Annotated in this window: 27 protein-coding genes; 17 read left to right on the top strand and 10 right to left on the bottom strand. The window is 65.5% G+C overall.

What is annotated here, in order from left to right; all coding sequences use genetic code 11:
* Position 1: 1 nt before the first annotated feature.
* A complete protein-coding gene (locus JNM03_RS04800) occupies positions 2-721 on the top strand; it encodes a hypothetical protein (RefSeq protein WP_294034842.1) in 720 nt (239 codons plus the stop codon).
* On the opposite strand, the gene JNM03_RS04805 is transcribed toward JNM03_RS04800, so the two are convergent.
* Positions 700-1,485: a nucleotidyltransferase family protein gene (locus JNM03_RS04805; RefSeq protein ID WP_294034843.1), complete on the bottom strand. Its 786-nt coding sequence runs from the start codon at positions 1,483-1,485 to the stop codon at positions 700-702. The genes JNM03_RS04800 and JNM03_RS04805 overlap by 22 nt on opposite strands.
* Positions 1,482-2,396: an alpha/beta hydrolase gene (locus tag JNM03_RS04810; RefSeq protein WP_294034844.1), complete on the bottom strand. Its 915-nt coding sequence runs from the start codon at positions 2,394-2,396 to the stop codon at positions 1,482-1,484. The genes JNM03_RS04805 and JNM03_RS04810 overlap by 4 nt, the downstream gene beginning before the upstream one ends.
* 188 nt (positions 2,397-2,584) lie before the next feature.
* Between JNM03_RS04810 and JNM03_RS04815 the strand changes: the two genes are divergently transcribed.
* Genes JNM03_RS04815 through JNM03_RS04835 form a run of 5 tightly spaced genes read left to right on the top strand, consistent with a single transcriptional unit; the run spans position 2,585 to position 7,479 of the window.
* Complete coding sequence (locus JNM03_RS04815; protein WP_294034845.1) at positions 2,585-3,415, top strand: diacylglycerol kinase family protein; 831 nt, start codon at positions 2,585-2,587, stop codon at positions 3,413-3,415.
* The gene (locus JNM03_RS04820) at positions 3,415-4,260 is read left to right on the top strand and encodes a metallophosphoesterase (protein ID WP_294035332.1); all 846 of its coding nucleotides are present in this window, start codon (positions 3,415-3,417) and stop codon (positions 4,258-4,260) included. The genes JNM03_RS04815 and JNM03_RS04820 overlap by 1 nt, the downstream gene beginning before the upstream one ends.
* A 49-nt stretch (positions 4,261-4,309) precedes the next feature.
* Positions 4,310-5,404: a hypothetical protein gene (locus tag JNM03_RS04825; protein WP_294034846.1), complete on the top strand. Its 1,095-nt coding sequence runs from the start codon at positions 4,310-4,312 to the stop codon at positions 5,402-5,404.
* Between the two features lie 23 nt (positions 5,405-5,427).
* A complete protein-coding gene (locus JNM03_RS04830) occupies positions 5,428-6,444 on the top strand; it encodes a phosphotransferase (RefSeq protein WP_294034847.1) in 1,017 nt (338 codons plus the stop codon).
* 51 nt (positions 6,445-6,495) lie between these two features.
* A complete protein-coding gene (locus JNM03_RS04835; protein WP_294034848.1) occupies positions 6,496-7,479 on the top strand; it encodes a sterol desaturase family protein in 984 nt (327 codons plus the stop codon).
* A gap of 76 nt (positions 7,480-7,555) precedes the next feature.
* Here JNM03_RS04835 and rpsI read toward each other — a convergent pair whose 3' ends face one another.
* The 4 genes from rpsI to JNM03_RS04855 all read right to left on the bottom strand — a co-directional run bounded on the left by rpsI (position 7,556) and on the right by JNM03_RS04855 (position 10,502).
* Complete coding sequence (rpsI, locus tag JNM03_RS04840) at positions 7,556-8,053, bottom strand: 30S ribosomal protein S9 (protein WP_294034850.1); 498 nt, start codon at positions 8,051-8,053, stop codon at positions 7,556-7,558.
* Positions 8,053-8,532 (bottom strand): 50S ribosomal protein L13, encoded by a 480-nt coding sequence (gene rplM / locus JNM03_RS04845; protein WP_294034852.1) that lies wholly within the window; start codon positions 8,530-8,532, stop codon positions 8,053-8,055. Before rplM ends, rpsI begins: the two co-directional genes overlap by 1 nt.
* 165 nt (positions 8,533-8,697) lie before the next feature.
* A complete protein-coding gene (locus JNM03_RS04850) occupies positions 8,698-9,366 on the bottom strand; it encodes a hypothetical protein (RefSeq protein ID WP_294034854.1) in 669 nt (222 codons plus the stop codon).
* A 110-nt stretch (positions 9,367-9,476) separates the two neighbouring features.
* The gene (locus tag JNM03_RS04855; protein WP_294034856.1) at positions 9,477-10,502 is read right to left on the bottom strand and encodes a COX15/CtaA family protein; all 1,026 of its coding nucleotides are present in this window, start codon (positions 10,500-10,502) and stop codon (positions 9,477-9,479) included.
* Positions 10,503-10,598: 96 nt separating this feature from the next.
* Between JNM03_RS04855 and JNM03_RS04860 the strand changes: the two genes are divergently transcribed.
* The 6 genes from JNM03_RS04860 to galU all read left to right on the top strand — a co-directional run bounded on the left by JNM03_RS04860 (position 10,599) and on the right by galU (position 15,537).
* Positions 10,599-11,588 carry a M48 family metallopeptidase gene (locus JNM03_RS04860; protein ID WP_294034858.1) on the top strand — a complete coding sequence of 330 codons (990 nt, stop codon included), beginning with the start codon at positions 10,599-10,601 and terminating at the stop codon, positions 11,586-11,588.
* Positions 11,589-11,642: 54 nt separating this feature from the next.
* A complete protein-coding gene (gene msrA, locus JNM03_RS04865; RefSeq protein ID WP_294034859.1) occupies positions 11,643-12,179 on the top strand; it encodes a peptide-methionine (S)-S-oxide reductase MsrA in 537 nt (178 codons plus the stop codon).
* Positions 12,180-12,300: 121 nt separating this feature from the next.
* Positions 12,301-12,861: a YfiR family protein gene (locus JNM03_RS04870; RefSeq protein WP_294034860.1), complete on the top strand. Its 561-nt coding sequence runs from the start codon at positions 12,301-12,303 to the stop codon at positions 12,859-12,861.
* A complete protein-coding gene (locus JNM03_RS04875) occupies positions 12,858-14,075 on the top strand; it encodes a diguanylate cyclase (protein WP_294034862.1) in 1,218 nt (405 codons plus the stop codon). The genes JNM03_RS04870 and JNM03_RS04875 overlap by 4 nt, the downstream gene beginning before the upstream one ends.
* 31 nt (positions 14,076-14,106) lie before the next feature.
* Positions 14,107-14,589: an OmpA family protein gene (locus JNM03_RS04880; RefSeq protein ID WP_294034864.1), complete on the top strand. Its 483-nt coding sequence runs from the start codon at positions 14,107-14,109 to the stop codon at positions 14,587-14,589.
* Between the two features lie 81 nt (positions 14,590-14,670).
* Positions 14,671-15,537 (top strand): UTP--glucose-1-phosphate uridylyltransferase GalU, encoded by an 867-nt coding sequence (galU, locus tag JNM03_RS04885; protein WP_294034866.1) that lies wholly within the window; start codon positions 14,671-14,673, stop codon positions 15,535-15,537.
* A 33-nt stretch (positions 15,538-15,570) separates the two neighbouring features.
* Here the strand turns inward: galU and aqpZ are convergent, their stop codons facing one another.
* A complete protein-coding gene (aqpZ, locus tag JNM03_RS04890; protein WP_294034868.1) occupies positions 15,571-16,296 on the bottom strand; it encodes an aquaporin Z in 726 nt (241 codons plus the stop codon).
* A 188-nt stretch (positions 16,297-16,484) separates the two neighbouring features.
* Here aqpZ and JNM03_RS04895 point away from each other — a divergent pair, with 188 nt between their 5' ends.
* Positions 16,485-16,790, top strand: a complete 306-nt coding sequence (locus JNM03_RS04895; RefSeq protein ID WP_294034870.1) for a hypothetical protein — start codon at positions 16,485-16,487, stop codon at positions 16,788-16,790.
* 33 nt (positions 16,791-16,823) lie between these two features.
* On the opposite strand, the gene JNM03_RS04900 is transcribed toward JNM03_RS04895, so the two are convergent.
* Positions 16,824-17,492, bottom strand: coding sequence for a S24 family peptidase (locus JNM03_RS04900; RefSeq protein WP_294034872.1), 669 nt, complete (start codon positions 17,490-17,492; stop codon positions 16,824-16,826).
* Between the two features lie 137 nt (positions 17,493-17,629).
* Here JNM03_RS04900 and JNM03_RS04905 point away from each other — a divergent pair, with 137 nt between their 5' ends.
* Both JNM03_RS04905 and JNM03_RS04910 read left to right on the top strand, forming a co-directional pair.
* The gene (locus JNM03_RS04905) at positions 17,630-17,875 is read left to right on the top strand and encodes a hypothetical protein (RefSeq protein WP_294034874.1); all 246 of its coding nucleotides are present in this window, start codon (positions 17,630-17,632) and stop codon (positions 17,873-17,875) included.
* Positions 17,872-18,195: a hypothetical protein gene (locus tag JNM03_RS04910; RefSeq protein WP_294034876.1), complete on the top strand. Its 324-nt coding sequence runs from the start codon at positions 17,872-17,874 to the stop codon at positions 18,193-18,195. Before JNM03_RS04905 ends, JNM03_RS04910 begins: the two co-directional genes overlap by 4 nt.
* A 10-nt stretch (positions 18,196-18,205) precedes the next feature.
* Here JNM03_RS04910 and JNM03_RS04915 read toward each other — a convergent pair whose 3' ends face one another.
* Both JNM03_RS04915 and JNM03_RS04920 read right to left on the bottom strand, forming a co-directional pair.
* Complete coding sequence (locus JNM03_RS04915) at positions 18,206-19,021, bottom strand: hypothetical protein (RefSeq protein ID WP_294034878.1); 816 nt, start codon at positions 19,019-19,021, stop codon at positions 18,206-18,208.
* Positions 19,022-19,040: 19 nt separating this feature from the next.
* The gene (locus tag JNM03_RS04920; RefSeq protein WP_294034880.1) at positions 19,041-20,261 is read right to left on the bottom strand and encodes a TIGR04063 family PEP-CTERM/XrtA system glycosyltransferase; all 1,221 of its coding nucleotides are present in this window, start codon (positions 20,259-20,261) and stop codon (positions 19,041-19,043) included.
* Between the two features lie 108 nt (positions 20,262-20,369).
* Here JNM03_RS04920 and JNM03_RS04925 point away from each other — a divergent pair, with 108 nt between their 5' ends.
* Both JNM03_RS04925 and JNM03_RS04930 read left to right on the top strand, forming a co-directional pair.
* Positions 20,370-20,534 carry a hypothetical protein gene (locus tag JNM03_RS04925; RefSeq protein WP_294034882.1) on the top strand — a complete coding sequence of 55 codons (165 nt, stop codon included), beginning with the start codon at positions 20,370-20,372 and terminating at the stop codon, positions 20,532-20,534.
* On the top strand, positions 20,527-21,918 hold the full coding sequence (locus tag JNM03_RS04930) for a putative O-glycosylation ligase, exosortase A system-associated (RefSeq protein ID WP_294034883.1): 1,392 nt from the start codon (positions 20,527-20,529) through the stop codon (positions 21,916-21,918). Before JNM03_RS04925 ends, JNM03_RS04930 begins: the two co-directional genes overlap by 8 nt.
* The last annotated feature ends 110 nt before the right edge of the window (positions 21,919-22,028 follow it).

Below are 22,028 nucleotides of genomic sequence, written 5' to 3' on the forward strand. Positions count from 1 at the left end.
CATGGCGAGCAAAATGCTCGCCAACGATTGGAGGGGGAGCGATCTCGCTCCCCTGATCGCAGTGGTCGGCAGCGACGGGTCCGGCAAGTCGACCCTGTCGGCAGACCTGCTCGCGCATGTCCGGCAGACGCGCGACGCCGAAAGCGGCTATCTCGGCCTCGGCTCGGGTGAGCAGGGGAGGCGCATCGGGCGCTGGCCGATCATCGGCCCGCCGTTGCACCGCTTCCTCGACGGCATCGCCGACCGGCTGCGCGAACCCGGCGAACCGATCCCCGGCGTTCTCGCCGCGCGCTATGCGCTGAACAAGTCACGCAAGCGCCGCGCGAAGTTCGAAACTCTGCTCGACCGTCGCCGCGCCGGGGTGACGATCGTCACCGACCGTTATCCGCAAATCGAAGTGCCCGGCCTCCATGACGGCGCGATCCTGGCCGGCCGCGCGACGAACACGCGCCTCGCCGCGATGCAGGCGGAGGAACATTCCCTCTACGCTGAAATGGCCGTCTTTGTGCCGACCCTCGTGATCCGGCTGCACGTCGATGTCGACACCGTGATGGCGCGCAAACCCGATCACGACCGCGCACTGATCACGCGCAAGGTCGAAACGGTACCGCTGCTGACGTTCAATGGCGCGCCGATCATCGATATCGATGCGACGATTCCCTATGAGGAAGAACTGGCGCTCGCGACTGCCGCCGTCGATCAGGCGCTCGCGGCGGCCTGACGAGTCGCGAAAATCTTTTCGATCAATTCGATATCGACGGGCTTGTCGGCATCGATGCACGCCTCGCCTTCGGACATCGACACAACCTTTGCCTTCAAGCCGAAACGCAAGCCCGCGCGCGCGATGCCCCGCTGAATCGTGAACAGGCGAAGCAGCGCGCCAAGCAGCAGCCACGGCCCGAACGCAGCAATGATCTTCAGCCCCTTCTTCCGGTCGCGTTCGATGCGGCCCCAGAAATCGAGCAAGGGCAGCACGCGGCGACCGCGCAAGCGGAACATGTTCGCGCCCGACCACCAGCCGCCGCGGAATTTGAGCCAGGTCCGCTTCGATTCGGGATAGCGCGACAGCAGGACGTTCTTTTCGACCATCGCGACCGCAACATCGCTCTCCTCGGCGCCAGCAAGGAATTCGGCGATCATCGATGGCGTGAGCAGCACATTGTCCGCCGTCGTCACCAGCACCGGGTCGTCGCCTGGTGGCAGCGCGGCGGCGAGCGAGCTGCTGATCCCCTGTCCCGAATCCGAAAAATGCAGATCGGCAATGCCTGCAAGGTCAGGCTGCGCAGCCAGTTCGGCACTGTTCTGGGCGAGAAGCGTGATTGGCCCGACCAGCGGCGACGCCCGCAGGGCACGGACCACATGGACGAGCATCGGCAGCCCCCCGACCGGCAGCAACGCCTTCGTCGACACCCCGCTTCCGCTCAATAGCGGGTCGGGGCCGGGGCGGCTCCCTGCCATGACGAGGGCCGGGATCGTGTGCGTCATCGGGCGGGCGATACCCTGCGCGCGGTCGCACCACGCAGGAAATCCGTCGCATCGGCGAGGACCGGACCTTTGTAGGAAAGCGGACCGGTCAGCGCCATCACCAGGTCGTTGTGGCTGAGCCCGTCATAAGTGCGCAGCGCCACCGCTCCGCCCGCCTTGCCCATGGCCGCCGCCAGTCGCTGGCTGTTACCGACGCGCACCACGTCGTCGGCGGTGCCATGTCCCAGCCACAGCGGCGGCGCATCGGCGCGCACGAAGGCGATCGGCTGTGTCCGCTCGATCGGGCGGATATCGCCCATCGCGACATCCGCGCGGCCGCCCTTTTCGAACGGCACAAAATCATAGGGACCGGCCAACGCGGCGACCCCGCGAATAACCGAAACGTCGCTCCCCGCGCTCTTCATCCACTTGGGATCGAGCGCCAGCATGACCGCATTATAGGCGCCCGCCGAATGCCCCGACAGCGCGATACGGTCAGGATCGCCACCATAGTTCGCGATATGTGCATCGGTCCAGGCCACGGCGGCCGCACTGTCCTCCAGAAAGTCCGGCCAGTGTCCTTCGGGGACAAGGCGATAGTCGGGGATCACGACAATGAAGCCCTGTTTGGCGAAGGCACGGCCCGCGAATCCATAATCCTCGCGCGCGCCGCTGTACCAGCCGCCGCCGTAAAGCCACACGATCACCGGCAGCCGGTCGGTCTTTCGTGTTCCGGTAGGAACCCAGATGTCGAGCTTGTTGCGCGGACCCGAGCCATAGGGCTGCCCCGCCACCTGCAGCGTCGCCCCATCGCCATCGCCAAGCAGCCGGTCGCCCAGATTGAGCGACTTCGCACCGCCCGCGACGATCAGGCGCGTACCGCCGCCGAACAGCAGGACAAGCAGAATCGCCACTATCAGGAACTTGATCAATCGCGATCCTTCTTGCTTGCGCGCCATCATAGGGTCCGCGCCCTACAGGCAGGTGCGGCGGCGAACAAGATGGTCCGCCGCAATCGGCCGGCACCTGTTCCGCGCGAACCGGCATCCGGGAGTGGCGACGGGAGGCATCCCGACCGTTTTCGCCGTCACCTTTTTCCCTGTCGTGCGTAGGAGAGGCGATGACCAGCCCGTTCACTCGCCCCGCTCTTGTCTGCAACACGCAAAGCGGCAGCCATGACCCCGCCATTTTCGATGCGATTGTGGAGGCCTGCCGCCTCCACAACGCACCGCTCGCAACCATCTTCGAGCTGCCCGACGCCCAAGTTCCCGATGCGACCGAACTCAAGACCCAGAACATCGACCTGCTGATCGTCTGGACCGGCGACGGCACGATCAACGCCGCCGCGACGCGAGCCGCGCGTTGGGACGGTGCGATCCTGCCGCTCCCCGGCGGGACGCTCAACCTGCTGTCGAAAGCGCTCCATGGCGACCGCCCGGCGCCGGCCATCCTGGCCGACGCGCTCACCGGAAAAGGGCGGCGGCGGCCGATTGCAACGGCGAGCTCCGACGCCGGCGAAGCCTTCATCACCGTGGTTGCCGGCCCCGCGACGCGCTGGGCCGAAGTACGCGAAACGATGCGGCAGGACGGGCTGATCGAGGCCAGCCGCGCCGCGCCCGACGCGCTGGACAAAATGACGAATGCGCCCGGTATCCGCGTGGCCGGGCACGACAAAAGCTATGCGGCCGTAATCCTGACCCCCTCCACCCGTGGCATCCGCGCCGACGGTATCCTGACCGAAGGCGCGGGGGATGTCCTGCGCCACGGCCTCGCGTGGCTCGGCGGCGATTTCCGCAATGGTCCCAGTGAGGAAATCGCGACGGGCGAGACGATCATTCTTGAAAGCGATGCGCCGATCAGCCTCGAATATGATGGCGAACTCACCGAAACGCCATCGCCCGCGCGTTTCGGTCTGGGGATGAGCGCGGTCGATTTCGTCGCGACTGCGTGATGCGACTGTTCCATATCAGCGACCTGCATTTCGGACTCGAGGATCGCCGCGCGCTGGCGTGGTTTGCCGAATGCGTCCGGGTCGAGTGTCCGGCTGCGGTGATGATTACCGGCGACCTGACGATGCGCGCGCGCAGCCACGAGTTCGCGGCGGCCTGCGCGTGGATCGAAGCACTGGATGCTCCGGTGACCGTCGAGGTCGGCAACCATGACCTGCCCTATTTCAACCCGTTCGCGCGCTTCTTCCGACCCTACGCCCGCATTCGCGGGATCGAACGGCTTGTCGAACGCGAGCTCGATCTCGCGGGACTTGCAGTAGTGCCGCTCAAGACCACCGCACGCGCACAATGGCGGCTCGACTGGTCCAAAGGCTGGGTGACACAGAGCGCACTGGCCAGGACGCTCGCCGCGATCGACGCGCTGCCCGCCGGAACCGTCACGCTCGTGACCGCGCACCATCCGCTGGTCGAGGCGGGAACGAAAGGTCGTGCCCTCACGCGCGGCGGCGAACGCGCGCTGACCGAACTCGCGCGACGCGGGGTTGCGGCAGTTCTGACAGGTCATGTGCATGACGCCTTCGACCTGGTGAAGGAGACGCCCGCCGGGCCGATCCGCATGATCGGCGCCGGTACGCTGTCGCAGCGGATCCGTTCGACGCCTCCCGGCTTCAACGAGCTCCTGATTGCCGGCCACGGAATTGACGTCCGTGTTCGCAATCTCGGCCATGTCGCGACTCCCGACATGCAGATCGACGACGTGCCACCCGACGCGCTGCCGCCGCGCGCGCCGGGCGATCCCGTCGCGCCCGTCGGCACTATACCGCCGGTCGATCCACCGGTGCATTGACGCCGGTCCGCTTCCCGTTAGGTTGCAACAAAAAACGGGGTGAGGAACCATGCTGACCAAAGGCGACGATTTCCCGCTGCACCAGTCCAGCGAACCGATCGCGTTCGCCGGCACGGACCGCAACTTCTACGACCGCTATTTCTTCAACGGCTATAGCCCCGACGGCTCGGTCTTCTTTGCCGCGGCGATGGGTTTCTATCCGCAGCTCGGCGTTGTCGACGCCAGCTTTTGCGTGCTTGCGGGCGGCGTACAATATAATCTTCGCGCCAGCCGACGATCGGGAGGCGAGCGGCTCGACCTGTCGGTCGGGCCGATAACGGTCAGCATCGACGTCCCGCTCGAGGTGGTGACGCTGCACATCGCGCCGAACGAGGGGCCACTCACCGCGGAGCTGACCTTCACGGGCCGCCACTTCCCGATCGAGGAACCGCGCTTTATCCGCCGCAACGGTACCCGGCTGTTCATGGACTATACGCGCATGACGCAGAACGGCCGGTGGGCCGGCTGGCTGGCCGTCAACGGACGGCGCGTCGATGCCGGCAGCGACTGGTCCGGGACGCGCGACCGCAGTTGGGGCGTTCGCCCGGTCGGCGCCAGCGAGCCGCAGCCGCCACCCGAGGGGAATTTCAACCAATTCTTCTGGCTCTGGACGCCCTGCAATTTCGGCGACCGTTCGCTCTTCTTTCACAGCAACGACGACGGCGCCGGCAACCCGTGGAATCGCCGGGCAGTGATCGCCGCGGATGATGGCGGTGTTGAACGGCATTTCGATGCGGCGACCTTTACCGCAGACTGGCAAGCACGGTCGCGGCGGATCGCGACGATGACCGCAGACCTTGGGGCCGGCCGGTCGTTGACCCTGACCCCAACCGGCCCCGTGTTCGCGATGAGCGGGCTCGGCTATACGCATCCGGTCTGGGGTCACGGCCTCGACCACGGTCCCGAGGTGGCGGTTTCGCATGACAGCATGGCCGAGGCGGAGCGCGACTGGGGCAACCCGCTCGCAATGCATGTCCAGGCTTTCGTTACCGCCGATCTGGCCGACGGCGACGGCGTGCATCGCGGGGTAGGCATCCTCGAACAATTATTCGTCGGTCCGCACACGCCCACGGGCCTCGCCGGCCTGATGGACCCCGCGCCTTGAGCTTTCCGACGTCGCCGGACGCCATGTCGTCCGCCTGGCTGGCCGGCGCGCTTGATCGGCCGGCTGCCGCACTGCGCGGCTTTACCGCCAGCAAGGTCGGCACCGGACAGATGTGCGACAGCTTCCGCCTCACGCTCGATTGGGTTGACGGTGTCGAAGCCCCGGCCAGCGTCGTTGCCAAATGCCCGAGCCACGACGAGGCGAGCCGCAACATCGCAAAGCTCACCGGCACCTATGTCAAGGAAGTAAACTGGTATCGCGAACTCGCGGCGGGCAGCGGTGTGGCCGCGCCGCATTGTCATCATGCTGACATCGCCGATGACGACGTCGACTTCGTCCTGATCCTGTCCGACCTCGCGCCGGCGCGACAGGGGGATCAGCTTGCCGGTCTGGGGCTGGCAGGGCTCGTCCCGTGCATCGACGCCGCGGCTGGGTTGCATGCGCTGCTGTGGAACGACCCCCGGCTCGATACGCTACCCTGGCTTGCGCGGGACAATGGCGACGTGATCCGCGCGCTCTTTCCGCAGCTCTATCTCGGCTTTCGCGAACGCTATGCAGGGCGGCTTGCTCCCGACGTCCTCGACCTCGGTGCCGGGATCATCGATCGGCTCGATGCCTACCTCACACGCCAGACCGCGGCACGGACGATCGTCCACGGCGACCTTCGCATCGACAACATCCTCTTTGCGCCCGATGGCACCCAATGTTGGCTCGTCGACTGGCAGACGCTGGGGCGCGGCAGCGGGGCGTCCGATCTTGCCTATCTTGTCGGCACCAGCATCGCCGACCCGTTCGAGCGCGCGGCCGCCGACCGCCCCGCCTTCGACCACTGGATCGCCGCTCTCCGACAACGCGGCATCGAACCCGATGCGGCGTCGCTGTGGACCGACTATCGCATCGGCGCGCTGAGCGGCTATTTCATGGCGGTGTTTGCCTCGATGAGCGTCGAGCGCACGGAACGTGGCGATGAAATGTTCGCGGTGATGGCCGAACGCCCCGCCCGACAGGCTCTGGGGCTCGGAAGCCTCGACCTGCTATAGGAAAACCCGGTTTAAGGGCACGTTTACCGTTGATTATCTATGATGGCGCGCATGGAACCGTCATCAAACTCGGTGGTTATCGCAAGCTGGGTGTCACCGACGCTCACGATGATGGGCGTGCTGTTCGCTCTCGGACTGACGCTGCGTTTCGCCGTGCCGCGCGGCCGGACCCGGCCCGTGCGTGCGCGGGTGCTGTTGCGGGCGCTGTTGCCTCGGCGGATCATCGCCAGCACGTCGGGCCGCTCCGATATTGCCTGGTTCGTTTTCAACACCTTCTTCTTTACGAGCACCTTCGGCTGGGCGATCTGGTCCGGGGGATGGTATGCTTCGAAGCTTTCGATCGTCTTCGACAAATGGTTCGGACCGGGACCCTTGTTCTCGGTACCGGCGTGGGTCGCCACGCTGGTGATGACCTCCATGCTCTTCGTGGCGTATGAGTTCGCCTATTGGCTGAACCACAGCCTCAGCCACCGCGTCGGCTGGATGTGGCAGTTCCACAAGGTTCATCACACTGCCGAATCGCTGACCCCGCTCACCAATTATCGCGTCCACCCGATCGACACGATCATCTTTTATAATATGGCGGCGGCGTGCGGCGGTCTGGCCATGGTCGTGGCGATGCATCTGTTCGGCGATGCGACACCGGGATATTTCCAGTATGCGCTCAACACGCTGACCTTCTTTGTCAGCATCTTGTTCGTCCATTTGCAGCATACGCATCTGTGGATAAGCTTTTCAGGGCGCGCCGGGCGCTGGCTGCTGAGCCCCGCGCACCACCAGATCCACCATTCGGTGCATCAGCACCATCATGATCGCAATTTCGGATCGACGCTGGCCATATTCGATCGCCTGTTCGGGACGCTTCACCTTCCTACCGCTCAGCGGGAAAAACTCCGCTTCGGCGTCGATGGCATCGATTATGATCCGCACAGCATCCACGGCGCAACGCTGCTTCCCTTCGTCGATGCCGCGCGCAGCCTCTCCCCGGACAGGCAGACGCGCCCGGCGGAACCCGCAACGCAACCCGCGAACTGACCATAATCGCGCGCATGAAAAAGGGCGGCCCGTTTCCGGACCGCCCTTCCCTTCTCCGCCCGTCGGCGGAAGAATCTTAGCGCTTCGAGAACTGGAAGCTGCGGCGGGCCTTCGCCTTGCCGTACTTCTTACGCTCGACCGCGCGGCTGTCGCGGGTCAGGAAGCCAGCCGACTTCACGGCGCTCCGCAGCGTCGGTTCGAAACGGGTCAGGGCCTGCGCAATGCCATGCAGCACGGCGCCCGCCTGGCCCGACAGGCCGCCGCCCTTGACGGTCGCGACAATGTCATAGCTTCCAACGCGATCGGTCAGACCGAACGGCTGGTTGATGACGAGACGCAGCGTCGGACGCGCGAAGTAAACTTCCTGGTCGCGGCCGTTGACGGTGATCTTGCCCGTGCCGGGCTTCAGCCACACGCGGGCAACGGCATCCTTGCGGCGGCCGGTCGCATAGGCGCGGCCCTGCTTGTCGACGATCTTCTCACGCAGCGGGGCGTCGGAAATCGGAGTTGCGACAGTGCCTTCGACGGCGCCGGCGAGATCCTTGAGATCGGTCATGGTCTGTTCGTCAGCCATTATGCACCCACCTTGTTCTTGCGGTTCATCGACGCGACGTCGATCACTTCGGGGCTCTGCCCTTCGTGCGGATGTTCGGTGCCTGCGAAGATGCGCAGATTGCGCATCTGCTGGCGGCCGAGCGGGCCACGCGGGATCATGCGTTCAACGGCCTTTTCAAGCACGCGCTCCGGGAAACGGCCTTCCAGAACCTTGGCAGGGCTGGTTTCCTTGATGCCGCCGGCATAGCCGGTGTGCTTGTAATAGCGCTTGTCGGCCATCTTGTTGCCGGTGAACGCCACCTTTTCCGCATTGATGACGATGACATTGTCACCGCAATCGACGTGCGGGGTGAACGACGGCTTGTGCTTGCCGCGCAGGATGTTGGCGATGATCGTTGCGACACGGCCCACGACGAGACCGTCGGCGTCGATCAACACCCATTTCTTTTCGACCGTACCGGCATTCGCCGACTGGGTCGTCTTGGTCAGCGCCTTCATGATGGCGACCTCCTTGACAGATATGGACCGGAGTCGCCGGAACCAGGCCGGCCACCCCGAAACAAACACGCCGCCTGTCCCGAACGGACGAAGCGGCGCTTCGGAGCGGGCCAATGGCGAAAGCGACGCCGAAAGTCAACTATCGTGCGGCTTTCCTGACGGGTATTATGATACCTCGCCGTTCGACACAGCAGGGTCGAGCGCCCTGACGCGCTCTTCGACCAGCGTCCGTCCGCCCGTCGCGGTCCCCATCCAGCTCTGCCGCCGTTCGGCCATGACAAGTCCCGTCACCGTGTCGACCGTCCAGCTCAGGTCAATCTCCAGCGGCTGGGGCCCCGCAGCTCCAGCCTTCTGGCGTCTCGAGATCGTCTTCAGCGTGCCGACCTGTTCGACCGTGACGCCCTCGCCCGCCAGCGGCAGCGTAGCAGCGTGCGCGACAAGCGCCCGAATGTCCGATGTCGCGAGCTTGTCACGCTCGGCAGCGGGCAGGCTGGCGAGGATATCCGCCATTTGCCGCGCCTCGGGCTGCCCCGAGCCCGCCCCGACATCGTGCGCACTGCCCAACACACGCTGCCAGAGACCATCGGGATCGACCAGATCGATGCGACTGCCGTCGGGCGCAACGAGATAGGTCATTGGCTGGCCGACGAGCGGCTGAAGCAACTTCGCCACCATATGGGCAAGCTCGGGCCGCGCGTCCGATTCGACACTTTGCAAGGTCGCGACAAGCTGGACGCCGCGCCCGACGCGATTCCACCGAAGCGCATAGACGATCGCATAGCTTGCCATGCTGCCATCGCGGGCCAGGCGTCGCGTCGTGACGCGATAGGTCATCGGCCGATCAATCGGTGGCGCAAATTGCGCGGGCAATAGGGCCACCGTGGCCGGCGGCGGAGCCACCACGGCGGGCTCTGCCACAGCGACCAGCAACAGCGCGATACCGATCAAGTCGCCGAACGTCCCAGACGATGGAGCGACGCCGCCGCCACCGCGACGAGGACGGCGCCCGTCACCTGATGCGACACCGCGATCCACATCGAGACGCCGGTGATCACCGTCAGGATGCCCAGCGTCATCTGCGCCGCAACGACCAGAAGCAACAGCGTTGCCTCCGTCCGTTCACCCCGACGCCGGAGTGTGCCAGCCAGCAGGATCAGCGCCAGCGCCGCGATCCACGACCACCAGCGGTGGAGGAAATGGATCAGGAAGGGATCGTTGGTGATCGCGAACCATGTGCCGTTCGACCAGTCGATGCCCTCGGGTACGAAATGACCGTTCATGCCGGGCCAGGTGCTCGCGACATAGCCCGCATTGAGCCCCGCGACCCACGCCCCGAGCAGAAGCTGGACGAACAGGATCGCGACGATCGCCATGGCCGCCCCCGTCAGCCGCGCCGGGCGCGCACCGGGATCGCGTGCAAGAGCGCCAAGGTCGCGCGCCGTCCAGACGAGACCCGCGAGCAGAAAGAGCGCGGTAAGCAGATGCGTAGCAAGCCGGAAATGGCTGACGTCGGTTCGGTATTCGAGCCCGGAGGCAACCATCCACCAACCGATCGCACCCTGCAACCCGACGAGCGCGGCGAGCGCGAACAGCCGCCAGCCATAGCCCTGCGGAATCGCGCGACGCCAGGCGTACCAGGCGAACGGCACCAGCAGCGCCATGCCGACCAGCCGGCCAAGGATGCGGTGCAGCCATTCCCAGAAAAAGATCGCCTTGAACCCATCGATCGTCATGCCGAGGTTGATCGCCTTATATTCGGGGATCTGCTTGTACTTGTCGAACGCGGCCTGCCATCCCGCTTCGGTCAGCGGCGGCAGCACGCCCGACACGGGTTTCCACTCGGTGATCGAAAGGCCCGATTCGGTCAGGCGCGTGATACCGCCGACGGCGACGACGCCGATCACCAGCAGCGCGACCGCCCACAGCCAGCGGGCCAGCGCGGCGGGGCGGGGAGAGGAAGCTTTCGTCATCGCCCGCCCTATCGGCGCTCGCCGCGCGATAGGCAAGAGCCCGAAGCGGGCGGGAAATTCATGGCGGCGTCAGCTATGCGCTGATAAGCCGCCGCGATGCGGCTCCTTTCGCTCTCGATCGCAATCCTGTCCGCAATCGGGCCGGCAAGCATCAGCCCCGCCTTGGCATCATCGGGCGATTCCGCCTATCCAACGCTCGCGGCGCTCGAAACCCGCGTGGCGACGATCGGCTTCCGGTTGACGACGGCCAACGCCGGATGGTGCGCCGCCCGGCAGCCGCAGTTCGGGTGGTTGTGGGGCGACCTTCGGCTCTACGACGCGACGGATCGGGCAGCGGCGCGCGCCGCCTATCACACCGGTGATGACGATGCCGTCTTTGTCGCAGCCGTAGCCCCCGGTTCGCCGGCCGCCGTCGCCGGCGTGATCACCGGCACGCCGGTAGTCACAATCGGCGACGCGGCGGCGCCGCGCGGCGAAACGGACGCACCGTTCGCCCGCATTACGGCGGTCGAAAGGCTGTTCGCAGCGCGGCTGCCGCAATCGCCGGTCCGGATATCGGACGGCGGGAAAGCGATCGACATCACGCCCGTCGCCGGCTGCGTAAGCGATTTTCGTGTCGAAGCGATCGACCGGCCGATGGGGGTCGCCGATGGCCGGCTGGTGCTGATCAGCAAGGGCCTCGCCGAATTCGCCACGAACGATGAGGATCTTGCTGCCGCGATCGCGCACGAACTTGCGCATAATGTCCTGCGCCACCGCGCACGGCTCGACGCCGCCGGGGTCGACCGTGGTCTCGGCAAGCAATTCGGCCGCAACGCGCGGCTGTTCAAACAGACCGAAGTCGAAGCCGACCGGTTGTCGGTGTGGCTGCTCGCCGGTGCAGGATATGATCCACAGGCGGCGGTCCGCTTCTGGACCCGCTTCGGCCAACGCAAGGGCAAACCACTGTTTCAGGCGAGCACGCATCCGCGCTGGCAGGACCGGGTCGCCTTGTTCGAGGCCGAAATCCGCGACATCGATGCCGCGCGCACGGCGGGACGACCGCTCGATCCGCCCTTGATTGCCGCCGCGCCGCCCTTGGAATAGTGCGCGGGCGCCTTATCTAAAAGCATCCCTTCCCCCATTTCGAGGATCGACGCCATGACCCGTGAAACCGCGATTTTTGCCGGAGGCTGCTTCTGGTGTACCGAAGCGGTGTTCCAGTCGCTCGCCGGGATCGACAGCGTCGAAAGCGGTTATATCGGCGGTACGCTCCCCAACCCTACCTACAAGCAGGTATGCGGCGGCGACACCGGCCATGCCGAAGCGATCCGGATCACCTATGATCCCGCGGTGATATCCTACGGCGACCTGCTCGACGTGCATTTCGCGACGCACGACCCGACGACGCTCAACCGCCAGGGCAATGACGTCGGCACGCAGTACCGCAGCACGATCTTTCCGCTGGACGATGCGCAGGCAGAAGCCGCGCGCGCCGGCATCGAGCGCGCCGGCGCCGACCGGCCAGCACCCGTCGTGACGACCATCGAGCCCGCATCGACCTGGTATCCGGCCGAAGATTATCATCAGGCCTATTGGGACGGCGAAGGCCAGCGCAATCCCTATTGCATGGCGTCGATCCCGCCAAAGCTGACGAAACTGCGCAAGGGGTTTGCCGACCGGCTGCGCGCCGAATGACGCCTCCCTTGTCCGGGCGGCTGTTGCAATTTGGCCGCATGACGCCACTTTTCCTTGACTTTGGGGCAGTTTAGACTAGCGGACGCCGCCTTCCGGGAGCAGGATCAATGCCCGGAAGCAGGTGAGGGGTCGCTGTCGGTTGCTGGTTTCGCTGTTCCTGATCGGGTCGTCTTTCGCGACGCCCCAGCTGGCGATCCAGTCGGCCAGCCAGACGATCGTCGAAAGCGGCGCTGACGGCTCGGCGCGGGGCGTAAACCGCATCCTCGGCGGCATCATCAGCTACGCTCGCTGGCCCGGCGAGCGCGCCGGCGCGGCGCGCACGATCTGCCTCGTCGGCGATCCGCGCCTTTCCGACCGGATCGCGCCGACCGTACCCGACGGTCCCGTGATCAGCGTTCGCCACATGAGCGCCGCGGGCGTGATCGGCGGCGGCGACTGCGATATCATATTCCTTGGCCAGATGCCCGTCATCGACCGTCAGCGCCTCATCGCATGGGTCCGCGCCCGCCCGGTCCTGACGATCACCGACGATGATCCGGGCTGCAGCTACGGCGCGATGTTCTGCCTCACGGGACGGACCGGCAGCGTCAGCTTTTCGGCCAATCTCGACGCGATCGGGCGCGGCACGGTTCGCGTCGATCCGCGCGTGCTGAAGATCGGCAGCGACGGGGGCTCACGATGACCGCTCGTCCGCCCGAGCGCGCGGGCGCGCGCACGACGTTGCAGAAATTGCTGTCGCGCTTTCATTTCGGCATCACCCTGTTCGCCGTCGCCCTTTCGGGCGCGACGATCCTGCTCGCCGGCGTCACGACACTGCAAGGCTATGCCGATCGCAACATGGAACTGGCCGCGCGGCTGGGTGCCTATGGCGTCGAACCGGCGCTGGTCTTCAACGACCCGCTGGCGGCGCGCGAGGGGCTTGAGCCGTTGATGCGGATCCGCGGCATCGCGCGGCTGCGGGTTCTCGACGATCGCGGCCGGCCGCTCTCCGAATGGACATCACCCGCCGGCGATCCCGCGCCGCTGCTCACGCGAATCTTCTTTCCCCGTCCCTTTGCCGCGACCGTTCAGCGCAATGGATCGGTTATCGGCCGGATCGAAGTCTGGGGCGATAGCTCGACGCTGATCGACTATGTCCGGCTGGGTGTTCTTGCCGGGCTGGGCTGCCTGCTCGTTACCGCGCTCGGCACCATCATACTCGCCCGGCGGTTCGAATATGAACTCGTGAAGCCGCTCAACGAGATCGCGACCGTCGCGCACGACGTCCGCCTGCACCGCCGCTTCGACAAGCGGGTACAGCCGCTCGGCATCACCGAGCTCGACCGGTTGGGCGGCGACATCAACGCCTTGCTCGATGAACTGCAGGGATGGCAGGGCTCGATGGAAAGCGAAAAGGCGATGCTTGCCCACCGCGCCTCGCACGACATGCTCACGGCGATGCCGAACCGATCCGCGTTCGACGAACAGCTCGCGCTACGCATCCAGGCGGCCGACAAACGCGGGGAACGCTTTGCCGTGCTGTTCGTCGATGCCGACAATTTCAAGGCGGCGAACGACAATCACGGCCATCACGCCGGCGACGCCCTGCTCGTCGAGCTGTCGACCCGGATCAAGGACACGCTGCGCAAGGGCGATTTCGCCGCCCGTATCGGCGGCGACGAATTCATCGTCATCATCGACCCGCTCGACCCCGACATCGCGCCCGAAGCACTCGCCGAGCGGATACAGAAAAGTGTATCGCGGCCCGTCGCCTTGCCCGACGGCGATGAATATCGCCTGCGCATCAGTATCGGTGTTGCCGTATATCCCGACCATGGCGTCGATGCGACGGCGCTGCTGACGATCGCCGACGCCGCCATGTATGCCGATAAGCTGATCAACCGTCCCAAGTTATGACGACCCGCGGAGTGACACTGTGACCCATGCCATGCCCTTCATCCGCCTGACGATTCTTGCCGTCATCGGCGCCCTGCTCGCCGCTTGCCAAAGCGTGCCGGCGCCGTCGGGCTTCAACCCGGCGCAGATCGCCACGCTCAAGTCCGAAGGCTTCGTCGAAAGCGGGTCGGGCTGGGAGCTGACGCTGAACGAACGCCTACTCTTCGCGGTCAATGAAAGCGCGCTGCAGACCGAACAGCTCGCCCGGCTCGCAACGCTCGCACGCAATTTGGTGTCGGTGAACATCGTCACGGCGCGGGTCGAGGGCCATACCGATTCGACGGGCAGCAGCGCCTATAATCAGGCGTTGTCGCTGGCGCGCGCGCAGGCGGTGGCAGCCCCGCTGCAAGACAGCGGCATGCGCTTCACCGCCGACCAGATCGTCGGACGGGGTGAGAGCGTTCCCTTGTCACCGAACGACACGTCCGAGGGGCGGCAGGACAATCGCCGGGTGGTCGTCATCGTCACCCCCTGATGGATCGCCACCCGACCCGAACCGCGCCAAAGCGCCCGAGGCTGCTTTTCTCTTCGCTTTCTCCCCGCTAGAGGAGCCCGCATGAAACCGATCCGCAAAGCCGTTTTTCCCGTCGCCGGCCTCGGCACCCGCTTCCTTCCCGCGACCAAGGCGATTCCGAAGGAAATGCTGCCGATCGTCGATCGTCCGCTGATCCAGTACGCGGTCGATGAGGCGCGCGAAGCCGGAATCGAACAGATGATCTTCGTCACCGGGCGCGGCAAGGGCGCGATCGAGGATCATTTCGACATCGCGTTCGAACTCGAAAAGACAATGTCGGAACGCGGCAAGGATCTGTCGGTTCTCGAACCGACGCGGCTTGGCCCCGGCAATTGTGCCTATGTCCGTCAGCAGGAACCGATGGGACTCGGCCACGCGATCTGGTGCGCGCGCGATATCGTCGGGGACGAACCTTTCGCGATCTTCCTGCCCGACGAATTCATGCACGGCTCGCCCGGCTGCATGAAACAGATGGTCGATGCCTATGATCGGGTCGGCGGCGGCAACCTTCTCTCGGTTCTCGAAGTGCCGCGCGAACAGGTGTCGAGCTATGGCGTGATCGCCCCCGGCAGGCGCGACGGCGCGCTGACCGAAGTCACCGGTCTAGTCGAAAAGCCCAGAGTCGACGAAGCACCATCCAACCTCATCATCTCGGGCCGCTATATCCTGCAGCCCGAGGTGATGCAGGTGCTTGCCGCGCAGGAAAAGGGCGCAGGCGGGGAAATCCAGCTTACCGACGCGATGGCGGCGATGATCGGCAGCCAGCCTTTCAACGCAGTGACCTTCGACGGTGCGCGCTATGACTGTGGCTCGAAGGCCGGATACATCCAGGCCAATCTGGCGATCGCGCTCGAACGCGACGATATGGCCGACGACGTTCGCGCCTTCGCGCTCGATCTGCTGAAATAGGCCGGCGGAGGCACTGCCCCCGCCGGTATGAGCCTATTGGCCCTCGATGTTCGGTTTCGGGAAGGTGTCGGCGCCCACCGTTTTGTAGAGCCAACCACCGAGCGCCCCGCCCACCAACGGTGCGACCCAGAAAAGCCATAGCTGCTGGAGCGCCCAGCCGCCGACGACGAGCGCCGGCCCGGTGCTGCGCGCCGGATTGACCGACGTGTTGGTCACCGGGATCGAGATGAGGTGGATCAGCGTCAGGCCGAGACCAATCGCGATCGGAGCAAAGCCGGCGGGGGCGCGGCCGTCGGTCGATCCCATGATGATCCACACGAAGACGGCGGTCAGCACGATCTCGATCACCAGCGCCGCCCCGATATCGAAGTGGCCGGGCGAATGTTCACCGAAACCGTTGGCGGCAAGTCCGTTCGTCGCCAGATCATAGCCGGGATTGCCTTGCGCGACATAGAGCAGCAGGAAGGCGGCGGCGATCGCGCCCAGCACTTGGGCGACGACATATAGCGGGATGTCGCGCGCTTCGAAGCGCCCGCCCGCCCACAACCCCACGGTGACGGCGGGATTGAGATGGCATCCTGAAATATGGCCGATCGCATAGGCCATGGTGACGACCGTCAGCCCGAACGCCAACGCCACGCCAAGGAACCCGATGCCGAGTTCGGGAAAGCCGGCCGCCAGCACAGCGCTGCCGCAACCGCCGAAGACAAGCCAGAACGTACCGATAAATTCGGCCAGGCCTCTTTGCGTATTCGTCATATGACCCTCCTCCCCACCGGCGGCCACCGCGCCGCCGGCGCAAGGCCATAGTAGCACCATCGATTCGGACCGCAAATGTTTGAATCCATGGGCCTCAATCGCTCGCCATCCGGACGCTGCCCGTCGCAATCCGCTGTTCAGGCGGCCATCCCTATGCCAAGGAAGCCCACTGCCACGGGAGACATATCATGCGCACCCTTCTCGCCGTCCTGTTTGCAGCGCCGATGCTCGGCGGCTGCGTCAGCGCGGTGAAGACCGTGGTGACGGCACCGGTGAAGGCGGTCGGAAAGGTCGCCGACTGGACAACCACCAGCCAGGATGAATCCGACCGGAATCGCGGCCGCGCGATGCGCGAACGCGAAGAACGGCTCGGCAAGTTGTCGCGCCAGCGCGACAAGGCGGCAGAAAGATGCCGGAGCGGCAACGAAGATCAGTGCGAGCGCGCCGAAGTGCTCGATCATGAAATCGAGGCGGTGATGGCGCAGCCGATCTAGGATCCCGACCCCAGGCCGTATCCACCGCCCGGCCTAGCGCACCCGCCGTCCGGTCCAGACGACCCGCCCGATCAGGCGTACCGCTGTCAGCGGCAGGTCATCCCAGCTCTTGTAATGCGGGTTGTCGCTGATCACCGACACCCGCCCCGCTCCCGGTGCCCGCGCGACGCGCTTTACCATCAGCACATCGTCCATGCGCAGCACGTAGATACCGTCGCGCAGCCGCGTCGCGGCATCGCCGCCATCGACCATGATGTCATCGCCGTCATTCAGCGTCGGCGCCATCGAATCGCCCTCGACGCGAATGATGCTGAGCGCCCGCGGATCGGCGCCGAGATCGCGAAGCCACCGGGGATCGAAGGCGACCTGTCCCTCGACCGGTTCTCCCTCGGCGATCGTCCCCGCGCCCGCCGAGGCGCCGATCGCGAGCTTCGGCACCAGCACCATCGCGGACCCGCGCGCCCGAACCGGAGCAGGCGCCCGTGCGCCGGGTCCGCCGAGCAATGCCTCCGACACCCCCAGATAGGCAGCGATGCGCGCGCGGTCCTCCTCGGCAAGCCGCCGCGGCGAACCGCGCTTGATATATTGCTGGATATAGGCCGGATTGCGCCCGATGCGCGCCGACAACTGGGCATAATCGATGCCCTTTTCAGTCAGCAGACGGTCGAGCGCGGCGCGCGGATCGGGGTCGAATTCGGTCATCGGGTCACGGCGGGGCTGGTCCTTCCTATTTCGTCTGTAGCAATAGGATTTTTCCTAGACAAGTAGGAAAATGACGATCAGATAGGAAATATCCTATTGAGGCGAATCGCCCGAAACGGGCATATGGGAGGAAGTGAATGGAGCGCAGCCTGCTGCAACGAATCGAAGGTTTCCTGGTCGAATCGCGGATGCCGCCCAGTGTGTTCGGCCGCGCCGCGGTCCACGATCCGCGCCTCGTCAGCGATCTTCGCGGCGGACGCGAGCCCGGGCTGCGCGTGACATGTCGAGTGGAACATTTCATGAACAAATGGCGTTCCGACTTTCGCGTCGGCCGCATCGCCCGGCAAGGCGACCGGCGGATGCGCGCGGGAGGCGTCGCATGATCCGCTGGTCCCCCACGGCGCCCGCGCGCGCCGGCTGTCCGCACAATCGCCTGTCCCGCCTGCTGGCGACGCGGCTCCCCGCAGGCTTCACGATAAGCACGTCGATGCTGCGCCCGTGGTCCAGCGCCAACTTCGTAGGCGCGCGTCACCTTTTCTCCTGTACAGGTGCCGGCCTGAACACCGCCCGGCTATCGGCGCTTCAGTCCTGTCTCTCCGCGATCGAATGGCGACTTCCCGGCCACATCGTTGCCGACCTGACGGTCGAACGGGCGTGCGACGATGGCGAATTTCGGATCGAGATATTGACGGTCGAGGACTGACCGTAAGGCGTCAGCCGTTACCCTGACGGTTCATTCGTTGCAGTGTGCTGAGCGCTGCCTCGAGCGCGAAGTCGATCTCGCCCTCTCCCTCATCGGCGCCATCCTCTTTCGCGGCGTCCTCGGGCGCCGGGATAGCGGGGACGGCAGCCTGCGCAGGACGGCGGCGAACGAGGCCGGCCTCGAAGCGCGCAACCATCGCACCAAGCGAATGGTCGGCCGGATCGGGCATCACCGGTCCCGCCAGTTCGGCAGGTTGCAGCCAGGGCTCGGTGCCAGGTTCGTCGATTTCGACCGGCGCGAGGTCGGCAAGGACCAGTTCGTCGTTGGTGGGCCAGTCAGCGGGATCGACATATATGTCTGGGGTCGCGGAGGGCGTCGTCGGCTTCAACCCCTCGGCCGGCAAATCGCGGCCGGCGCGGATCGGCGCGCGCGGCAGATCGTCGGGGTGCAGGTCGGCGCGGCGGCGTACGGGGATATCGTCATCGCCGGCGCTGCGACGCTTTCCCCGGCGACCCAGCGAACGCAGGCCCACATCCTCGGGCCGCGTGACGAGCAGCGCTACGAAACCCGCAATCAGCGCGGCGATCGACGCCATGCTCAATGCCAGAATCAGGCGCGCGGCATTGCCCACTGGCGGCAGAAAAAAATCGGAGAGGCGGTCGAGATAGAGGTTCCAGCTGATGCCGGCGATCCATGCCACCGGCATGACCGCGGCGAAGAGGAAGGTCAGCGCCGCGGCGCCGATCACCGCAGGAATGACGGGGCGCAGCACGTCCCGGACCGCGGTCCAGCGGGCGTTCCCCGAAGCTTCGCTGCCGTCGTCCATAAATTCCGGATCCATCTCGTCAGGCCACCTGGCGCGCATCGTCGCGTAGCAGCCGCTGGTAAACAGGTTCGTAACGTAAAATGTTTGACGACCAGTTACGATGCTTTTCGACAAACATCCGTGCGGTCGCTCGCCGCTCGTCCCACAGGCCGCGCCCATCGAGCAGGACCTTCAGCGCCGCCGCGATCGCTGCGGGGTCGTCCGGCGCGAAGAGCGTACCGGTGACGCCATCCTCGATCAGTTCGCGATGCCCGCCGACGTTCGACGCGGCGACCAGCTTGCCCTGCGCCATCGCTTCCAGCGGCTTCAGCGGCGTGACAAGATCGGTCAGCCGCATCTTCTTGCGCGGATAGGCAAGAATATCGATCAGCGAGTAATAGCGCTCGACCGCCTCGTGCGGTACCCGCCCGACAAAATGAATATGACCGGCGACGGGCGAAGCCGCTGCCTGCGCCTTCAGCGACGCCTCCATCGGCCCGCCGCCGACGAGCAGCAGGCGCGCGCCGGGTTCGGCGGCGACGAGCGTCGGCATCGCCGCGATCAGGTCGTCGATGCCCTCATAATCATAGAAGCTGCCGATAAAGCCGATCACGGCGCCACTGGCGTCGATGCCCAGTTCGCCCGCCAGCGCGTCGTCGCGCGGCAGCGGATCGCCGAACAGGTCCAGATCGACGCCATTCGGCGAGACCGTGATTTTTTCTGCCGCAATTCCGCGCGCAATCAGATCGCCGCGCAGTCCTTCGCAGATCACCGCGACGGCGTCGGCCGATCGGACGGCATGGGTTTCGATCCGGCGCGTCAGGGCATAGCGCGCGCTGCCTTCACGCCCCGTGCCGTTGCCGACCGACGCATCCTCCCAGAACGCCCGAATTTCATAAATGACCGGAATGCCCAGCCGCTTGCCGACCCGCAGCGCGGCAAGCGCATCGAGGACCGGCGAATGCGCATGCAGCACATCAGGTTTCCACGCTTTCGCAAGCGCTTCGGTTCGCTTCGCGAGCGCCGCGATCTCACGCCATTCGCGGATCGGCGAGAGCGTCGAGGCAATGCGCGGCGTACGATAGAAGGTCAGCCCGTCGACGGTCTCGACATCCGGGCCCGGAACCGGATGACGGACGCCGGTCACGCCCGCGACGTCCCAACCCTTCGCCGCCTGCGCCTTCATCAGCGCGCGCGTGCGAAAGGTATAGCCGCTGTGAGCAGGCAGGCTGTGATCGAGAACGTGAAGGATGCGGGTCATTTGGCCAGTGCTTTGACATATAAGCCTTAACGCGGCGTCAACCTCGCGCGCGTAGGGCTGCGATATCGGGCCCTTGGGCCATAAGGGGTTTTCAGGCAAAACATATCGATGGTCGACAATTTTTCCATTGCCTTGACCCATATCCTGATGGCGATCGCGCTCTGGCGCCTGCTCTATCGCGACGATCTCGATCACGAGGTGAGCCCGCGCATGCTGTGGCAGCAGCGTCGCGACGCCGAAGCCGCGGCAACGGACGCCTCGTCCGATGCGTGACCTTGCCTTCGTCGCCTTTCTCTTCGCCTTCATCGGTGTCGGGTTTCGCAAGCCGTTCCTGTTCGTGCTCTGCTTTTGCTACATCGACATCGTCGCGCCGCAGCGCCTCAGCTATTTCCTGATCAACTCGATCCCGATCTCGCTGATCGTCTTCGGTCTCGCGATCGGCGGATGGCTGATCGCCGACGACAAGCGCGATACGCGCTGGTCGGGGCGACAATTGCTCCTGATCGCACTCCTCCTCTACTGCTGGATGACGACGATCAACGCCGACTTTCCGGTCGAGGCGGCGGACAAGTGGAGCTGGGTGTGGAAAGCGCTCGTCTGGGCGATTTTCCTGCCGCTTACCTTGCGGACCAAGCTGCGCATCGAATCGCTGGTCCTGATCATGCTGCTGTCCGCCGCGGCCATCGCGATCGCGGGCGGAATCAAGACGGCGGGCGGCGGCGGCGGCTATGGTCAGCTCCAGCTCCTGCTCAACGAAAATTATGGCCTTTACGAAGGTTCGATCATGTCGGCGGTCGGCATCTCGATCATCCCGCTGATCCTCTGGTATCGGCGGCACGGCACGATATTTCCGCCCGACTGGCGCGTGTCGATCTTCTGCTTTGCGCTGATTTTCGCCTGCGCGCTGCTGCCGATCGGGACGCAGGCCCGCACGGGGCTGGTCTGCCTCGTCGTGCTTGCGGTGCTGTCGCTGCGCGCGGTCAAGCACCGCTTTCTCTACATTGCCGGGGCGGCGCTGCTGACCGTCGCGACCATTCCGTTCCTGCCCCAAAGCTTCACCGCGCGCATGGAGACGATCCGTGACCATAAGTCGGACCAGTCGGCCTCGACGCGCGTCGCGGTGTGGGCGTGGACATGGGAGTATGCAAAGGAGCATCCGTTCGGCGGTGGCTTCGAGGCCTATATCCAGAACCATGTCCGCGTCGAAAAGGCAGGCGGGACAACCTACGACCCCGACAAGCCGCAGGAATCCGAGGCGACCGTCTATGAAGAGCATTCGCGCGCCTATCATTCGAGCTATTTCGAGATGCTCGGCGAACAGGGCTATCCGGGGCTTGCGCTCTGGCTGCTGCTGCACGGCGCCAGCCTCGTTCAGATGGAGCGGCTGCGACGACGGTATCTGAAGACGCGCCGCGCCGAGGAGCAATGGATCGCGCCCCTCGCGACCGCGCTCCAGCACGGGCACGTCACCTATATGATCGGTTCGCTGTTCGTCGGAATCGCCTTCCAGCCGTTCATCTACATGATGCTGGCCCTCGAAATGGGCCTGTCGACCTATGTCCGCCGCCGCGAGCAGGAGGCGGGATGGCGGCCGCTGACCGCGCGGCCGGCACAGGTCCCCGCGCGCCACAACGTTCCGCACGCCCCGTCCGCCTGAACCGGCGCTCATCCGCCCGCCATGGGATGGCGGGCGGAACCATCAGGCGCTCGATGCGCTGATGGCGCATGTCCTGTCTCCACCCAGCCATCTTATACCGCCCACCCACC

The sequence above is a fragment of the Sphingopyxis sp. genome, from assembly GCF_016793825.1.
Classification (GTDB): Bacteria; Pseudomonadota; Alphaproteobacteria; order Sphingomonadales; family Sphingomonadaceae; genus Sphingopyxis.

Coding starts and splice junctions, on each gene's coding strand:
- JNM03_RS04830 (WP_294034847.1), top strand. CDS start 5,428: ATGTCGTCCGCCTGGCTGGCCGGCGCGCTTGATCGGCCGGCTGCCGCA.
- rpsI (WP_294034850.1), bottom strand. CDS start 8,053: ATGGCTGACGAACAGACCATGACCGATCTCAAGGATCTCGCCGGCGCC.
- JNM03_RS04850 (WP_294034854.1), bottom strand. CDS start 9,366: ATGACCTATCGCGTCACGACGCGACGCCTGGCCCGCGATGGCAGCATG.
- JNM03_RS04820 (WP_294035332.1), top strand. CDS start 3,415: ATGCGACTGTTCCATATCAGCGACCTGCATTTCGGACTCGAGGATCGC.
- JNM03_RS04860 (WP_294034858.1), top strand. CDS start 10,599: ATGCGGCTCCTTTCGCTCTCGATCGCAATCCTGTCCGCAATCGGGCCG.
- JNM03_RS04855 (WP_294034856.1), bottom strand. CDS start 10,502: ATGACGAAAGCTTCCTCTCCCCGCCCCGCCGCGCTGGCCCGCTGGCTG.
- galU (WP_294034866.1), top strand. CDS start 14,671: ATGAAACCGATCCGCAAAGCCGTTTTTCCCGTCGCCGGCCTCGGCACC.
- JNM03_RS04915 (WP_294034878.1), bottom strand. CDS start 19,021: ATGGACGACGGCAGCGAAGCTTCGGGGAACGCCCGCTGGACCGCGGTC.
- rplM (WP_294034852.1), bottom strand. CDS start 8,532: ATGAAGGCGCTGACCAAGACGACCCAGTCGGCGAATGCCGGTACGGTC.
- JNM03_RS04805 (WP_294034843.1), bottom strand. CDS start 1,485: ATGACGCACACGATCCCGGCCCTCGTCATGGCAGGGAGCCGCCCCGGC.
- JNM03_RS04835 (WP_294034848.1), top strand. CDS start 6,496: ATGGAACCGTCATCAAACTCGGTGGTTATCGCAAGCTGGGTGTCACCG.
- JNM03_RS04800 (WP_294034842.1), top strand. CDS start 2: ATGGCGAGCAAAATGCTCGCCAACGATTGGAGGGGGAGCGATCTCGCT.
- JNM03_RS04875 (WP_294034862.1), top strand. CDS start 12,858: ATGACCGCTCGTCCGCCCGAGCGCGCGGGCGCGCGCACGACGTTGCAG.
- aqpZ (WP_294034868.1), bottom strand. CDS start 16,296: ATGACGAATACGCAAAGAGGCCTGGCCGAATTTATCGGTACGTTCTGG.
- JNM03_RS04900 (WP_294034872.1), bottom strand. CDS start 17,492: ATGACCGAATTCGACCCCGATCCGCGCGCCGCGCTCGACCGTCTGCTG.
- JNM03_RS04905 (WP_294034874.1), top strand. CDS start 17,630: ATGGAGCGCAGCCTGCTGCAACGAATCGAAGGTTTCCTGGTCGAATCG.
- JNM03_RS04920 (WP_294034880.1), bottom strand. CDS start 20,261: ATGACCCGCATCCTTCACGTTCTCGATCACAGCCTGCCTGCTCACAGC.
- JNM03_RS04880 (WP_294034864.1), top strand. CDS start 14,107: ATGCCCTTCATCCGCCTGACGATTCTTGCCGTCATCGGCGCCCTGCTC.
- JNM03_RS04815 (WP_294034845.1), top strand. CDS start 2,585: ATGACCAGCCCGTTCACTCGCCCCGCTCTTGTCTGCAACACGCAAAGC.
- JNM03_RS04895 (WP_294034870.1), top strand. CDS start 16,485: ATGCGCACCCTTCTCGCCGTCCTGTTTGCAGCGCCGATGCTCGGCGGC.
- JNM03_RS04925 (WP_294034882.1), top strand. CDS start 20,370: ATGGTCGACAATTTTTCCATTGCCTTGACCCATATCCTGATGGCGATC.
- msrA (WP_294034859.1), top strand. CDS start 11,643: ATGACCCGTGAAACCGCGATTTTTGCCGGAGGCTGCTTCTGGTGTACC.
- JNM03_RS04910 (WP_294034876.1), top strand. CDS start 17,872: ATGATCCGCTGGTCCCCCACGGCGCCCGCGCGCGCCGGCTGTCCGCAC.
- JNM03_RS04825 (WP_294034846.1), top strand. CDS start 4,310: ATGCTGACCAAAGGCGACGATTTCCCGCTGCACCAGTCCAGCGAACCG.
- JNM03_RS04930 (WP_294034883.1), top strand. CDS start 20,527: ATGCGTGACCTTGCCTTCGTCGCCTTTCTCTTCGCCTTCATCGGTGTC.